The sequence below is a fragment of the Paenibacillus sp. VTT E-133280 genome, assembly GCF_002264385.1.
GTDB lineage: Bacteria > Bacillota > Bacilli > Paenibacillales > Paenibacillaceae > Paenibacillus_AQ > Paenibacillus_AQ nitricinens.
Genome location: NZ_NFUX01000001.1, coordinates 101,894 through 116,078, shown reverse-complemented (window position 1 = coordinate 116,078; position 14,185 = coordinate 101,894). Strand labels below are relative to the sequence as shown.

15 protein-coding genes and 1 riboswitch are annotated in these 14,185 nt (G+C 43.6%); of the genes, 11 read left to right on the top strand and 4 right to left on the bottom strand.

The features are described from left to right. Nucleotides 1-31: 31 nt before the first annotated feature. The 6 genes from CA600_RS00515 to CA600_RS00490 all read left to right on the top strand — a co-directional run bounded on the left by CA600_RS00515 (nucleotide 32) and on the right by CA600_RS00490 (nucleotide 5,094). On the top strand, nucleotides 32-583 hold the full coding sequence (locus CA600_RS00515; protein ID WP_094868400.1) for a TetR/AcrR family transcriptional regulator: 552 nt from the start codon (nucleotides 32-34) through the stop codon (nucleotides 581-583). Between the two features lie 102 nt (nucleotides 584-685). Then, entirely contained in the window at nucleotides 686-1,660 is a 975-nt protein-coding gene (locus tag CA600_RS00510; protein ID WP_094868399.1) for an NAD-dependent epimerase/dehydratase family protein, read from the top strand. 85 nt (nucleotides 1,661-1,745) lie between these two features. Further along, the gene (locus tag CA600_RS00505; RefSeq protein ID WP_094868398.1) at nucleotides 1,746-2,102 is read left to right on the top strand and encodes a nucleotide excision repair endonuclease; all 357 of its coding nucleotides are present in this window, start codon (nucleotides 1,746-1,748) and stop codon (nucleotides 2,100-2,102) included. A gap of 128 nt (nucleotides 2,103-2,230) precedes the next feature. Next, the gene (locus CA600_RS00500; RefSeq protein ID WP_094868397.1) at nucleotides 2,231-2,893 is read left to right on the top strand and encodes a glycosyltransferase; all 663 of its coding nucleotides are present in this window, start codon (nucleotides 2,231-2,233) and stop codon (nucleotides 2,891-2,893) included. A 177-nt stretch (nucleotides 2,894-3,070) separates the two neighbouring features. Beyond that, nucleotides 3,071-3,793: a hypothetical protein gene (locus CA600_RS00495; RefSeq protein WP_094868396.1), complete on the top strand. Its 723-nt coding sequence runs from the start codon at nucleotides 3,071-3,073 to the stop codon at nucleotides 3,791-3,793. Between the two features lie 5 nt (nucleotides 3,794-3,798). Further along, entirely contained in the window at nucleotides 3,799-5,094 is a 1,296-nt protein-coding gene (locus tag CA600_RS00490) for a polysaccharide deacetylase family protein (protein WP_094868395.1), read from the top strand. Nucleotides 5,095-5,117: 23 nt separating this feature from the next. On the opposite strand, the gene CA600_RS00485 is transcribed toward CA600_RS00490, so the two are convergent. After that, nucleotides 5,118-6,179, bottom strand: a complete 1,062-nt coding sequence (locus CA600_RS00485; protein WP_094868394.1) for an endonuclease/exonuclease/phosphatase family protein — start codon at nucleotides 6,177-6,179, stop codon at nucleotides 5,118-5,120. A gap of 156 nt (nucleotides 6,180-6,335) precedes the next feature. Between CA600_RS00485 and rlmN the strand changes: the two genes are divergently transcribed. The 4 genes from rlmN (at nucleotide 6,336) to CA600_RS00465 (ending at nucleotide 9,448) form a co-directional block, all read left to right on the top strand. Continuing rightward, nucleotides 6,336-7,406, top strand: a complete 1,071-nt coding sequence (gene rlmN / locus CA600_RS00480) for a 23S rRNA (adenine(2503)-C(2))-methyltransferase RlmN (RefSeq protein ID WP_094868393.1) — start codon at nucleotides 6,336-6,338, stop codon at nucleotides 7,404-7,406. 78 nt (nucleotides 7,407-7,484) lie between these two features. After that, nucleotides 7,485-7,772: a DUF6509 family protein gene (locus CA600_RS00475; protein ID WP_094868392.1), complete on the top strand. Its 288-nt coding sequence runs from the start codon at nucleotides 7,485-7,487 to the stop codon at nucleotides 7,770-7,772. Between the two features lie 116 nt (nucleotides 7,773-7,888). Then, nucleotides 7,889-8,368 carry a transcription elongation factor GreA gene (gene greA, locus CA600_RS00470; protein WP_042131553.1) on the top strand — a complete coding sequence of 160 codons (480 nt, stop codon included), beginning with the start codon at nucleotides 7,889-7,891 and terminating at the stop codon, nucleotides 8,366-8,368. A gap of 150 nt (nucleotides 8,369-8,518) precedes the next feature. Next, nucleotides 8,519-9,448: an AEC family transporter gene (locus CA600_RS00465; protein ID WP_094868391.1), complete on the top strand. Its 930-nt coding sequence runs from the start codon at nucleotides 8,519-8,521 to the stop codon at nucleotides 9,446-9,448. Between the two features lie 76 nt (nucleotides 9,449-9,524). Here CA600_RS00465 and CA600_RS00460 read toward each other — a convergent pair whose 3' ends face one another. The 3 genes from CA600_RS00460 to CA600_RS00450 form a co-directional block, all read right to left on the bottom strand. Further along, nucleotides 9,525-10,367, bottom strand: a complete 843-nt coding sequence (locus CA600_RS00460; RefSeq protein ID WP_094868390.1) for an aldo/keto reductase — start codon at nucleotides 10,365-10,367, stop codon at nucleotides 9,525-9,527. 58 nt (nucleotides 10,368-10,425) lie between these two features. Further along, on the bottom strand, nucleotides 10,426-11,634 hold the full coding sequence (locus CA600_RS00455; protein ID WP_094868389.1) for an MFS transporter: 1,209 nt from the start codon (nucleotides 11,632-11,634) through the stop codon (nucleotides 10,426-10,428). A gap of 235 nt (nucleotides 11,635-11,869) precedes the next feature. Then, nucleotides 11,870-12,838 carry a Gfo/Idh/MocA family protein gene (locus CA600_RS00450; protein WP_094868388.1) on the bottom strand — a complete coding sequence of 323 codons (969 nt, stop codon included), beginning with the start codon at nucleotides 12,836-12,838 and terminating at the stop codon, nucleotides 11,870-11,872. 153 nt (nucleotides 12,839-12,991) lie between these two features. Here CA600_RS00450 and CA600_RS00445 point away from each other — a divergent pair, with 153 nt between their 5' ends. Next, on the top strand, nucleotides 12,992-13,939 hold the full coding sequence (locus tag CA600_RS00445; RefSeq protein ID WP_094868387.1) for a sugar-binding transcriptional regulator: 948 nt from the start codon (nucleotides 12,992-12,994) through the stop codon (nucleotides 13,937-13,939). A 118-nt stretch (nucleotides 13,940-14,057) separates the two neighbouring features. Beyond that, a riboswitch (purine riboswitch) is annotated at nucleotides 14,058-14,161 on the top strand. Nucleotides 14,162-14,185: the final 24 nt, after the last annotated feature.

Sequence of the window (14,185 nt, the reverse complement as noted above, 5' to 3'; positions counted from 1 at the left end):
TAATAAGATTAGGTTACGTAAGGAGATTATCATGACAACAGAATCTAGTTCCGGTCGCAAGAAATCGGATGAATCGGTCACTGTAAACCGCCGGGAACAAATCTTGGAGGCAGCGGTTATTGTGTTCGCCGAGAATGGATACTACCGAGCTACAACAGCACAGGTTGCGGAAAAGGTAGGTATTTCTCAGCCTTATGTATTCAAGGTGTTCAAGAACAAAGAAGAATTGTTTGTCGCTTCCTTAGAACGGGCTTTTGAGCGGATTATTCATTCATTTAAAGGAGTAGAAGCCCCAGCAGATCAAGTGTTGAAGGAAAGTATTAAAGTATACGAGTTGTTGATGGAGACGCATCCGAATGAGATTATTTTGCAAATTCAGGGGTTAGGGATTCGCGATGAAGTCATTCGTGAAACCATGCAAAAGGGAATGCTGGAAATTACCAACCTTGTGCACGAGAAGTTTGTCGCCGCCGGGATCGAGCAGCCTGAAGTAGAGGTAAGCACCTTTATGGCCAATGGTATGCTGTGCAATATTTCTATGGCCCTTGGAATGCCTGAGCTGAAGCCGAAACATCGGAAATAGGTGTAGAGAAGAAGATACGTTGTAACATCTAAGAGCTTAGGCTCCTAGATGTATGATTATAAGTTAGTGATTGATCAATAACAATAATAGGAGGAATGATTTATGTTAACAAAAGCGCTCGTGCTTGGTGCAACCGGGGGAACAGGGACTGTTATTATCGCTGAATTGTTAAAGAGAGGGATAGAAACGGTGGCCTTTGGACGATCGATTCCAAAGCTGGAGAAGCTTGCAACAAAGCTGGGTAATCCCGCCGCGCTTAAGCTAATGGCAGGAGACGTATTTAATGTGCAGGATATATTAGCAGCTGCACAGGATGTGGATGTTATTTTTCATAGTGCATCTGTTCCATATAATGAGATGAGTACGCGACTGTTACCCATGGGAGAGGCGGTCATGGAGGCGGCTAATACGCTGGGAATAAAGGTTGTCGCAGTGGATGGCATTTATCCTTATGGGAGAAGACAGAATGACAAGCCGATCGGCGAGGAATATCCGAAGAATCCGCATACAAAAAAAGGAAAAGTGAAACTTGAGTTTGAACGAATGTTTTTTAGCCGGCGTTGGAGTAATACACAGGGACTCATTGTCCGATTACCGGATTATTATGGACCTACTGCCAATGAGGCTTCTTATTTAGGATCGACCCTAGAGTCCATCGCTGCGGGTAAACCTGCAATATTCATTGGCAATATGAACGTTCCCCGTGAGTATGTATATTTGCCGGATGCGGCTGTCATGATTGTTGAGCTCGCTTGCAGAGAAGAGGCTTATGGTCAGAATTGGAATATTCCGGGGACAGGCACAATTTCAGGTCGAGATATCGTTAAAATAGCGCAAGTAGCACAAGGTTCCAAGAAGCCTGTTATCTCTGTAGGAAGGATTGGATTATCGCTGCTCGGCACATTCGTTCCAGTCATGAAAGAGATCGTGGAGATGCTGTATTTAACCCAGGAACCGGTGATCCTAAACGGTGGTAAATATGAGCGTAATGTGGGTCCAATTCCCACTACTCCTTTTGAGCAAGGGATAACTGAGACGGTGCTTGCTCTGATGAGTCATCAGGTCAGGGGAGAATAAAGAACAACGGTCATTGTGAAAGATAGAATAAAAGGCAAACTTATGATACTATTTACTCCTATATAGAAAGAGGACGTGAGCTAAAATGATCAACATAACTATGCCCAATGTGGATGTTCGAATTACTAAACAAATCAACCCGCAGCTAAGCAATATTTACGGATTCACTGATTTCCATCTGATTCCAAGAGATTACGGCGGCATCTTCATGTTCTACAATGACCAAGATGAGTTGTTGTTTGTAGGTAAAGCGAGAAAGCTAAGACCCAGAATCAAAAAACATTTTGAAGATACCGTATCTGATATCAAGCTGCATCGGGACGAGGTCACCAGAATTGATGTATGTTTAATCGAAAGTCCAGTTCACAGAGAGATATACGAAACCTATATCATTAATGAGCTGAAATCTAAATACAATGTAGACAAAGTAATGTTCAGATAAATATAAAGAAGAGGCGCCGTCTAATGACGGTGCTTTTTTTATGCTTGAAGAAAGCTAGGAATGAAATAAGAGCATCGGAACACACTATAAAAGATAGTTAATAGATCCTTAAAGGGAGATCGGTCATATTGAAGACTAAGTTTTTGATATTGAAGCTAACCTTACTGTGTATGTTTCTTGTGGTTAGTGTAATGCCAGTAACTGCCGATGCTGCAGCTAAAGAGAAAAAGAGCTCACACAAGCTATGCTTTACGCCCTCTGTAATAGAGCTTAAGGATAATCTCAGGAAACTATGGAGCGATCATGTGATATGGACAAAAAACTACATAGTTAGCGCTTTTGCGAATTCCGAGGATAAAGAGAAGGTACTGGCAAGGTTGCTACAGAATCAGCAGGAGATAGGGGATGTTTATAAGCCGTATTACGGTAAGGCAGTAGGGGATAAGCTAGCTCAATTATTGCGGGAGCATATCCTGATTGCCGGAAAGGTAGTTGCTGCTGCACTAGCAGGTAATCAGTCAGATTTGGAGAAATACAATAAAGAGTGGTACGACAACGCTGACGACATTGCAAAGTTCCTTAGCGCACAGAATCCCAAATATTCGTATGAACAATTGAAAGAGATGCTTCATGAACATTTGGAGCTAATAACGGATGATGTGACAGCTAGAGTTAAAAAGGATTGGGATGCCGAAGTCGTCGCCTTCGATAAAGGGCTTGAGCATATAAATATGTTTGGAGATCTACTAACCGTGGGTATTGTTAAACAATTCCCTGATAAATTCAATTAGAACCAGAGCACCCGCAAGGGTGCTTTTTTCTTGTTATAGGCAACCATTTAGGTCTTTTGATCCAATTCAAAAAGTTAGATATAAAGGCTCACTTACAGACAAGGCAAGTAAACTATAATAGACTCGTGGGCACTCGACATTTTTTGACATTTTTTTATAATTGAGGTGATAAGATCAATGATTTCTCCCTTTTTTAAAAAGAAAGATTCCGTGGATAAGCAGTCCAAACCGGGTATGGTTCAAAAGGTGCAATTATCAGAAGAGCAGGGCGAGGAAGTAGAGGAACAGATCGCTGGCGAGACTTTAGCAGGAGTGGTAACTACGGGAAAAGCTCCGCTTGATAAAAAATCACTCGATCTAATCTTCTCCGTGGAGCAGATTATTCAGGCCAGACAGCATGCCGAGACAAATATTAATGAACTTCAGGATCGGTTGACGCATTCCAGCAGCCATGTTGAACGTTTGAACCGGGACATGAAGAATCTCAATAAAGTGATTGAGGAAAGAGAGAAGAACGTTCGAGAGCTTGAGCATAAATTGATTGAGAAGAATCTAAAGGTCGATCAAGTGCTGGAAGATTATCGGGAGCTTCAGACCACCCTCACCGCAGAGATTGAAGAATTAAAAAGTACGATCGATCTGGAGCATCAAAAGTATGTAAATCTGATCCAAAAGCATAACGAAGCTCATGCAGAGAAGCTTAAAAAGATGAACGATCTGGAAGAGAAGCTCGGACGGATTGAAACTGAGAATGCGCATTTAAGACAGAAATACGATACGATCCGCCAAGAAAAAGCCTACCTCTCCGGTATGATCAGCGATTTTACCAATCGTATGACCGTCCCTTTTGGGAATGGAAGCACGCTGGCGGGAAGAAATGAAGACAACGGAGATACATAAGATTCATGGCAATGAATGAACCGAGCGCTGTTCTAATGATTGAGTTGCTGTCGCTTGAGCATGAACAGGCTGGTTATCAGATTGAGATAGGTTTAACCCGTGATATCGGGTATGCCAGACGCATGCTAACCATAGATGAATTTACATATGAACAACTAAACGCGTTGGCTCCCTATTTTGGGGAAAGAATGAGATTGTCATTGTATCCGAAGTGGGATCCTTTTCGTAATAGTTACTACAGCACACTGGTCATTATGAACCAGACCTTCAGCGAAACCCTGTATTTTGCTTGCTCTGAATATTATGTATCGCAGCTTCTTCAGTTAAAGGAATTAGACGATCCCCATGTACATGAAGAGATTGCTGTTGAAACGACATCACCCTCTATACCTCCAGCACGTAGGCTAAGAAAGAAAAACAAAAAACGGTTTGGAAGACTTGGACTGCAGAGTATTGTGCTCGCTTCTTGTTTAGTAGTTGTATTGTCTCTTCGAATGGGTGGTCAAGTTATGGATCGTGCAGAAGGGTTGAAAGGTCCCTCACTAGGCACCAGCGCTGAGGGGATCGAGAAAATGGTCTCTCTACCGTTCATTCCCCCTATTGGTAAGATAGAAACGACCCCTAGTCAGCAAGAGGAACCTACGCCTACGCCAGAAACTTCTAAGCCTTCACCAGAACCTTCAGAGCCTCCTCAAGAGCAGATGAAGCGGTATGAGGAGATTAAATTAACCGGGGATAAATACACCTATAGCCTGCCGAAGGGTTACGTAGCCTTGTCATTTGATGATGGCCCGTCGAAATATACGAAAGAAATCGTAGATATTCTAGTAGAGCATGAGGTGGCAGCCACCTTTTTATTTGTAGGGAATAAGGTCTCTCGTAATGTGGAAGCGGTTAAGTATGCGAGCGAGCATCAGATGTCGATTGGAAGTCATTCGTGGGATCATAGCAAGATGACCGACAATGGGGTTAAGGAGAATCAGAATAATTTGGCGAAGGCTAATCAGGCATTGGAGCAAATCACTCAATCGCCGATTACTGTTTTTCGGCCGCCATACGGCGCGATTAATGATAAGTTAGCAGCCAATGTGACAGAACAGCAGATGAAGGTATTGTTATGGAATCGTGATTCTGAGGATTGGAAACGAAAGACCCCAGAAGACGTCATTCAATTTGTTCATCATACTGATCCGTCCGGTGCAGTATATCTCTTTCACGAAAAGAAGATTACCGTAGAGGCATTGCCTGCTATCATTCAGTATCTAAAAGGGAAAAACATGAAATTCGTCATTTTTAAATAACATCTATGATCCATGACTGGGTCCTATCTTAGAATAAGAGTAGCTGTTACAGGGTTATGATCGCTGTGTTCAAAGGATAGGTCATGGCCCTGAACGCCACTTATTGTGATATTCGGAGAGACTAGGAAGCCATCAATTACAGCACGGAAATTTACACCTTCTGAATAAGCTACATCAAGTGTCCGGACGGACGGCACTTGAGCATCGACAGCCCATTGAAAGCCCTCCGGTTTGAAATCTTCAGGAAACTGCTGTAGCCATTCTGGCCAAGCTTGTGTAGTCTCAAAGGCCTCAGGGGTTGTGCCCGGTAAAGAATGATTCCAGTCTCCGCCTAAGATGAGGTAATTGCCTTTATCATTCTCTCTCTGAATATAAGTAGAAAGATATTCTAATTGCTGCTTACGAATCGTTCCCCCTTGATCAAAGGCTGATAAATGAAGATTGATCAGGACCAGTTCTTTCCCGTTACCGACGGGGAATCTGCTCTCCATAAAGGCGCGGTCAAGTTCAAACAGTTGACGAGGCCAGCTTTCTTTTCCCGGAAGATCATATCTAACGTTACTTGTGCTACTGAATTTAGATAAGGTTAATAAACCGCTATTTACTGAGCCCATCGGATCAAGAACGGGAATCGGTACCCAAGGCACCTTGTAGTTCGTTGCGAATACGTTGCTGTAATCAGAGAAGGTATTCGATAACAAGGAGACCTCATCTATGTGGTTGCTACGAGAAGAATTGATGTCCACCTCCTGCAACATGAATAGATCCGAGCCTGAAGTGGTCATTAGAGAGGCTATTGCCTCAAGATTTGTCTTCGTTTGTTCCTCGCTGCTTGAACGTGAATGGGTCCCGCCATCCATAAAGAAATCCTGCCCCCTATCCAGCCCGGCATAGCCAATATTAAAGGTTGTTATTACAAAAGGCTCTCCCTGCTTCATCATTTGTTCCTGATTATGGTTTACCGTTAGTGGAGTAGTCTCCTTCGGCTTATAATCGGTAATGGTAATATACAGTAAAAAGCCACCAAAGATTAAGACGGCAGCTAGAAGGGCAAAACCGATGATTTTTATTGTGGTTGAGCTCATTTAATTCGATCTCTCCTCAGATGTGATTTCATAGAACGGACTTCTAATGATGTAAACTTCGACGCTTCGCCACAACTCCCCTTGTTTAAATAAAAAAAATTTGAGACAATGAGTAGTGATGGACTGAACTTTAATGTTTTGAAAAGAGGATAACGAATGAATATGGAATCCATTTATGGATTAACTTTTGATCAACTGGCGGCATGGCTGTTAGAACGTGGACATAAAAAATTTCGAGCTACGCAGGTCTGGGATTGGCTTTATCGGAAGCGGATTACAGAATTCACGGAAATGCTCGATGTAAATAAAGAGTGTGTAGAATTATTGGGGCAGCACTATGTGATCCACACGTTGGAGGAACATGTGAAGCAGGAGTCTGCGGATGGGACGATTAAGTTCCTGTTCCGTTTGAAGGATGGCAACCTGATTGAGACGGTACTCATGAGACAGAAATACGGTTTGTCCGTATGTGTCACTACTCAGGTTGGATGTAATATCGGCTGCAGCTTTTGCGCTAGTGGACTGTTAGCGAAGAGTCGCGATCTTAGCAGCGGTGAGATTGTAGAGCAGATTATGAAGGTTCAGCAGCATTTGGATACAGCAAACCTCGAACAAAAGGTTAGTCACGTTGTAGTCATGGGAATTGGCGAACCGTTCGACAACTTCAAGAACCTGCTCAATTTCTTATCGATTATTAAGGATCACAAGGGATTAGCCATTGCAGGAAGAGGTATTACTGTATCGACGAGTGGGCTTGCTAACAAAATCGTTGAATTTGCCGATGCGAATACCCAGGTGAACTTGGCAGTTTCGCTTCACGCGCCTAATAATGAGCTGCGGACGAAGATTATGAAGATTAACAAGGCCATTCCTATTGAGAAGCTTATGGAGTCCATAGATTATTATTTGGAAAAAACAAATCGCAGAATTACGTTAGAATACATTCTGATGAAGGATGTAAATGACGGCAAGGAGCACGCGCTTGAGCTGACCGAGCTAATCGGCGACCGGCGCCAGCTTGTTAATGTGAACTTGATTCCTTATAATCCAGTCGATGAGCACAGTCAATATCAAAGAAGTGAGCGGGAGACCGTACGAGCCTTTTTTGATACCTTGAAGAAGCAGGGCGTGAGTGTAAGCACTCGTCTGGAGCATGGTGTGGATATTGATGCTGCCTGCGGACAATTGCGAAGCAAACAGATCAAGAAATCGAAAGCTATGGCTTGAGGGACGGGGCGACCCCTTCACGCAGCTTTTTGTGATACAATGACGTGGCAGGTATTAGGAAAAGAGGTTGAATGAGCAATGTTGACATTTACAAGCTACAACGTGGAGAATGTTAAAGATCCTTTTGGTATACTAACCGGTAAACGGTATGAATTCGTGGTTCAACTGGATGTTCCAGAAGATGATGAGCTCTATATAGAGAATGGAGTTTCTGCTAGGGCGATTATTAAAGTGGATGAAGATCAAGTAAGCATCGTGAGTTATGATCTACAAGAGACAACAACAGGTCAGTTGCTTGATTTTGATATGGAAGAGGACGAGGAAGCAGCATTACTCCTTTTCTGTAAAGAGCATTTGCCAGAATAATGATGCAGCATTGACATCCTTGCCCAATGTTCAATTGTGGCAGGGATTTTTATTTACGCATGAATGTGAAATATAGGTTAAACTATTATAAAGCATCCAAAATAGGAGTTGTATACATGTCTAATGAAGAAGTGTTCTTGACCAAAGAAGGATTGGCTCAATTAGAGGAAGAACTGAAGGAATTGAAGGGCCCAGGGCGCAAGGAATTGGCAGCACGGCTCAAATTGGCGATCAGCTATGGAGACTTGAAGGAAAATAGCGAGTACCATTCGGCCAAGGACGACCAATCGTTCATGGAGACTCGTATTATGATTTTGGAGAAAATGCTGACCAAAGCCAAGATCGTAGATGAGAGTCAGATGGATCTGTCAAAGGTTAGTATGGGTTGTATCGTTACCCTGAACGATATCGAATACTCCGAGAAGATTGAATATAGAATTGTAGGGGCCGCTGAAGCAGATGTCCTAAACAACAAGATTTCCTATGAAAGTCCGCTGGGCAAGGAATTGCTGGGTAAAAAAGTCGGGGATATCGTTAGTGTAAACGCACCGATGGGTATCATCAAATATGAATTGCTTGAAATCAAAATGATGTAACACATGATAAAAAAGTCTCAACTCCGTCTCAGGGGTTGGGATTTTTTTAATTATAGGTAATGGCTATTGTGTATATTGATTTCATATCTTAGACGTCTTGCTATGTTGCGCTTATAGTTTAGATTAACTTAGAGCAGAGGAGTACTGTTCATGATCCAGAGCGTGTTAACAACGTTGTATCAAGTCATCGTGCCATTATCCATTCCAGTCATTGTCGGTGCACTGCTTGGACGGTTTAAGAATCTGGATACCAAGCCGTTATTGACGCTCTATTTATACTTTTTAACGCCGGCTATTATTCTTAATACACTGGCTACGGCCGAAATTTCTATGGATGATATTTACAAGACGCTAGCCTTTTCGCTGCTAAATCTGTGCTTTTTATGGGCGATTGCAAATATCATCGGGAAATTATTGAAGCTCGGCCCCTCTGAAATATCGGGATTGACTCTGGTCTCGACATTTACGAATAGTGTGAATTATGGACTTCCCTTGGTGTTGCTGGCTTTCGGACAGCTTGGGCTCGATAAAGCTTCTGTGTATGTGATTGGGCAGATGATTATCGTGAATACTGTGGGCATTTATTTTGCGGCTAGATCGCAGTTCTCGGTGAAAAATGCTGTAAAGTCCGTGTTCTCTCTTCCTGCCATCTATGCAGCTATGCTAGCACTTTTTCTTAGAATATTTGACCTGCATTTACCTTCTGAGCTTGCTACAGGGGTCTCCATGGTTGCCGGAGGTTATTCACCAGTCGTACTGGCGATTCTGGGAGCACAGATGGTCAAAGTACGAACCATGCCATCTGAACGCAAGGGCCAGTCTGTTTTTTGGACAGGGATGATCATTCGATTAATCTTAGCTCCACTAGTGGCATACCTCGGATTATCTATTCTGCATATGGATGGTATTTTATTCTCTGTACTGCTGATTCTGACCTCCATGCCAGTTGCCGTCAACGCTGTGGTATTAGCGGAGCGATTTGAAGCCTCTCCAGAGCTGGTATCCAAATGTATTTTATGGACGACGCTTGCTTCGTTTCTTGTGTTGCCGATCCTTATTGTGCTAGTGCAAGGTGCGTAAAGACAAAAAAGACCCTATCTTTCAGAAATGAAAGATAGGGTCTTTCTTACTGTTACTTAACCTAGTGGTTGATCTCTTAGAAGTCGAAGTTATCAGGGTCAGGACCTACCCGTTGATCTTGGTTCAGGGCGTTGATTAGATTCATATCCTCTTCTGTTAACAGAAAATCAAACACATCTACGTTTTCGATGATCCGGTGCTCTTTAGTAGACTTTGGAATAGTAATAATTCCACGCTGCAGGTCCCAACGGATAATCACTTGAGCTACGGATTTACTGTGTTTAGCTGCTATTTGTTTCAGTACAGGCTGATCCAACAATTGCCCTTGCATTAATGGAGACCAAGCCTCCAATTGAATTCCTTGTTCCTGGCAGAAGCTAAGGAGTGCTTGCTGACTCAAATAAGGGTGGAGCTCTACTTGGTTTACCATCGGCTTAATTTCCGCATTCTTCATCACCTCTTCAAGATGATGGATCTGGAAATTGCTGACCCCAATCGCTTTTACGCGTCCCTCTTTATACAAGGTTTCAAGTGCTCTCCATGTCTCTTTATATTTTCCTTTTACAGGCCAGTGGATAAGATATAGATCAAGGTATTCAAGTCCAAGCTTAGCTAGGCTAGTCTCGTAGGCGGCAATGGTTTCTTCGTAGCCCATATCTGCAGTCCAGACCTTTGAAGTTACGAAGAGCTCTTCTCTGGACAGGTTGTTGTCCTGCAAAGCTTCTTTAATTGCTTGACCTACGCCAGTCTCATTGTCGTAAATCGCTGCTGTGTCGATGCTGCGGTAGCCATGTGCAATAGCAGATTTGACTGCTTGGATCAGCTCAGAGCCTTCTTCAACTTTAAATACGCCGAGCCCTAGCCAAGGCATATTTACCCCGTTGTGTAATGTAGTTGTGTCCTGTAGATGTTGAGCCATAATAAAATTACCTCCTGAGATATTTAAAAGTTTGATTGGTATGTTAATGCAAGGTTGATTAAGCAGCCTCCGACTGGAGAAGAGTCTCATCTTTCTTCTCCAGCGCACGACTCCAAGCGGTTAGGAATACAGCGGATAGAACCATTATAGCACCCACCCAAGTGGTATGAATCAGTCCCATATGATCCGTGACGATACCGCCAAGATAAGCCCCAATGGCAATACCGGCGTTAAAAGCAGCAATATTCAGCGCAGATGCTACATCTCGCGCACTCGGTACATATCGATCTGCAAGTGTAACTACGTGTACTTGTAGCCCAGGTACGTTCATGAAGGCTAACAGACCCATAAAGAAAATCGTAAGTAGTGCAGCCACTTTAAAGGGAGCGGTAAAGGTTAAGACGAACAGTACAACAGCTTGTATAGCAAACATGTAGAACAGGGCATTCATAGGGTTACGGTTAGCTAATTTGCCTCCAATGACGTTGCCGATGGCGATCGCTATACCATAGACAAGAAGAATGATGGCAACGGTACTCTCTTTGAAACCGCTGATTTCATTAAGAAGTGGAGATAAATAAGTAAAGACTACAAAGGTACCTCCATACCCTAAAGCAGTGATTGCGAAGGCGAGTAGTAACCGTCCGTTCGTCACGAGTTTGACTTGTTCACGAAGCGGTGTTCGGGTTCCTTTGCGCAGTCCTGTGGCAGGGACCAAGAACAGGTTGCCAATGAGCGCTATAAGACCGATGGCAATAATGGCAATGAATGCAGCCCTCCAGCCTAACTGTTGCCCTAGAAAGGTACCCAGTGGCACACCAGTAACAGTAGCTACGGTAAGTCCTGTGAACATGATCGCAATAGCACTGGCTTTACGATTCTCAGGCACGAGGTCGGCGGCAGTGGTCGAAGCAATCGACATGAACAGACCATGCGAAAGGGCAGATATTACTCTAGCTATTAGCAGAATTGTAATACTGTCGGCAGCCGCGGCAAGGCTATTGCCGATAATAAATACAATCATAATGATAAGCAATAATGTTTTGCGCGATACCGCGGTGGTCAGCGACGTTAAGATTGGGGCGCCAAAGGTTACCCCTAAAGCGTACAAAGTAACAGTTAATCCAGCTGTGGTCAGCGGTATATTCAGGTCATCAGCGATTAAAGGCAGCAGCCCTACACTGATAAACTCGGTGGTTCCGATCGCAAAGGCGCTAATGGCTAAAGCCAGGAGTGCCAGGGTACTTCTTTTTTGGTTTAACAACATGTCTCTCACTCCTACACTCTGATAATCACCGGCCGGTAAGTGCAATTATGAAGGCATGAGTCATTTAAGTATAGTACGTACTTTAAAGTGCTATAGGTACTAAAAAGTACCTATAAGAAATCACCTAAGGATATTGTCATCCATTCCTGGGAAATTATCCGCAAAAAAGCGTTAGGTCTCCTTCAGTTGAAGGGAATACCAACGCTTTGATGATTGATCTATTGTGTTCAGTTTGTTATTCGAAGCTGTATTTGATTCCCCATTGTTCTCTAACATTACTCATAATCTCCATGACATCTAAGGAGAGCTTGAGGGTTTCCTGGTTGCCGTTTGCCGTGATATAGCGCTGCATATCCTCGATTTCGTATTGCAGCGCTTTGGAAGTATCGCCGGCTTCAATCGTTTCTAGGGTGCCATCTAAATATTGAATTGTAGCTGTAGAGGCCCGCGGAAAATTGTCTACGGTAATAAAGCCAAGTTCTCCAGCAACGATGCCGCGTTTAGGCATTTTGGAGCGCATCGTAAGGGAGATGACTGCCATTTCATCCGCATCATTGTTCAGAATGATTCCGGATTGTTCATCGACACCTGTCTCGAAACGTTTCACCGTCGTAAGAATCTCATATGGCTGTTTGGACAGAAAGAATCTTGTGAAGGATAAGGCATACGTCCCAATATCCAGCAGTGCTCCGCCCGCCAGATCTTTGCTAAAGAAACGGTTGTTCACATCATATTCTTTATGGCTGCCAAAGGAGACCTGCACCATTTTGAGGCGTCCGATCTTACCTTCATCCACGATTAGCCGTAGCTTTTTGTACAGTGGCATATGGTAGATGGTCATCGCCTCTGCGACGACTAAGCTTTTTTGTTTAGCAAGCTCGGCGATTTCCTGCAGCTGTCTGCTATTTACGGTGATCGCCTTTTCACAGAGGACATGTTTGTTATTCTGCAAGCTTTCTATGATGTATTCGTAGTGGTTACTATGTGGTGTTGAGATGTAGACGACATCAATTTCAGGATCTTGCAGCATTTCGCTGTAATTGCCATAAGCCTTCTCCGCTCCATATTGGCTTGCGAACGCTTGGGCTTTCTCTAAGGTCCGTGATCCTACCGCATATAAAGTTCCACCGATGTCATTTAGAGCAGCCGCAAATTCAGTAGCGATACTTCCCGGGCCGATGATGGCCCATTTCAGATTGTTCATGGATAGCACCTCTCCTGTTTTGATTGTTTGATTAAAAAATTGATATATAGCACATTTGTGCAATATAATAAAAAGTGTGCAAAAATAATCGTCTACAGTATAACGAGGGGTTCTGAATCCGTCAAATCCTTGTAGAAAGCGGGGAGTACTATCATGGATCGAAAAGAGGACAAGAAGCTGCTCATTAAGATTGCACAAATGTATTATGAGCAGAATTTAACGCAAAGTGAAATTTCGAATAAACTTGGCATATATCGCACTACCATTAGTAGGATGCTGAAGAGAGTCCGTGAAGAAGGTATCGTTACGATCACCATCAATTATGATATCGGCGATCATTGTACACTGGAGCAGGAACTGAAAGAACGATTCGGGCTGAAGGAAGCCATTGTTGTAGAGGTAGATCCAGCCCAATCCGGGGTGATCAAACGCAAAGCTATTGGACGGGCTTGTGCAAAATGGCTGGAGAAAGTGCTTCAACCAAAAGATATGGTAGGCTTCTCTTGGGGAAGCAGCTTAGCTGCGGTTGTAGAGAATCTGACCCTCGCACAGAGACCTTTTGTAACCTGTGTACCTACGGTGGGCGGTCCATCTGGAAAGATGGAGAGCGGATACCATGTAAATAATATCTGCTATCAAGCAGCTTTAAAGTGGGGTGCACGCTCATTAATGATTGACGTCCCAGCTATCACGGAGCAAAAGGAGACCCGGGATCAGTTGATGCGTTCGCAGTATTACCAGACCATTGCCAAGGCATGGGATCAGCTGGACATCGCTGTATTCGGCATTGGATCACCGGAAATTAAAGGTGAAGAGGCTTGGCGTGGATTTTATGGCGATGCTGTGATTGATGAGCTGGAGAGCGGGAGAGTAGCAGGTGATATTTGCTCACGTTTCTATGATGGCAATGGATTGCCTGTGCGTACAGCAATATCGGATCGAACGCTGACCATAGAGCTGGAGCAGATTAAGCGGGCGAGGTACGCTATTGGTGTAGCGGAATCGTTGGAGAAGGTCTCGGGGATCTTGGGTGCGCTGAATGGCGGGTATATGAATGTACTCGTAACAACCGAAGAGACGGCGCAGAAGATCTTGGAGTAACCACTACTAAATGTAAACCATTGAATTTCGTGAAAATAACCTGAAAATGGTATGCGGAATACTGAAAATTTTGCTTGTAAGCACCCGACAGAGCGTGTAAGATATACAAGGTATTCATATCGAACATTAAAAACAAACTCATATAATCTTGGGAATATGGCCCATAAGTTTCTACCGGATAACCATCGTAATTATCCGACTATGAGTGAAATAGCGCATCTAGGGTTCCGCTTTCTTCTTTGGAGG